The following is a 743-nucleotide window of genomic DNA, read 5'->3' as shown; positions in this document are numbered from 1 at the left end:
TGGAAGACCGACTTGGAAGTATCCATACCGATACGAATGGGAAGATTCATCAGACTTTCCTCTCATCTAGCTATGACGCCGGAGCGCCATAGAACCGTGGGGATGAGAGGCCGTCCACACCAGCACATCATCGCATCTCGGAAGGAGCAGGGCGGGGGCGGTGCGCGAGCTGCGGCAGCGTCGCGGAAGGGCGACGACCCGCCTTAGCACATTTGTTGCACCGGAGCCTGCCAGCTAGGTCATGGACAAAGGTCGTGGGAGGGTGCCGCAATGCAGCGAGATCAACATCACGCCGGTCTTGCAGCGGGAGCATTCGATCTCCAGCCACGGATATCACGATGGCTTTCTCGGTCGATCACGCGGGCGATCAGGTAGTGATCGCCGAACGTCTTAAACGACCCTAAACGTGTGTGGCGTCGATCGCGAGCTCTGACCTCCCGAGCCTATAATATCTCCGCAACTATGGCGTAGGCGCGCTCTCTGGGCACGCCTAGCGCGACCTTGCCCCTGATGAACTCTTTGAGGCCGACCAAAAGTTTACGTTCAGCCTCTGTCATCTGTTGAACAGCGCCCGTTTCCTGCTTGAGTGCGTCGTCGTCAGACATCAGTGCCTCATCCTAGTGGTGGCTGCGGCGAGCCGGGACAAGTACGGCGCCGGGCTTAAATTGGCCCGGCGGCGGTAAGGTTCAATCTGTTGGGATGCCAACTCAAAGGCCCGCTGGTTCACTGGCGGGCCTACCACC

The 743-nt window shown here is 59.4% G+C and carries 1 protein-coding gene and 1 pseudogene; both read right to left on the bottom strand.

Annotated elements, in window-relative coordinates:
* Window positions 1-127: 127 nt before the first annotated feature.
* Window positions 128-333: pseudogene (locus QJT78_RS51815) on the bottom strand (hypothetical protein); the annotation flags it as partial.
* Window positions 334-443: 110 nt separating this feature from the next.
* A complete protein-coding gene (locus QJT78_RS51810) occupies window positions 444-605 on the bottom strand; it encodes a hypothetical protein (protein WP_253579854.1) in 162 nt (53 codons plus the stop codon).
* Between the last annotated feature and the right edge of the window lie 138 nt (window positions 606-743).

Source organism: Bradyrhizobium sp. Mp27, assembly GCF_029953005.1.
In the GTDB taxonomy this organism is placed as follows: Bacteria; Pseudomonadota; Alphaproteobacteria; order Rhizobiales; family Xanthobacteraceae; genus Bradyrhizobium; species Bradyrhizobium barranii.
The sequence above is the reverse complement of the archived record's forward strand: the minus strand, read 5'-3'. Positions and strand labels throughout refer to the sequence as shown.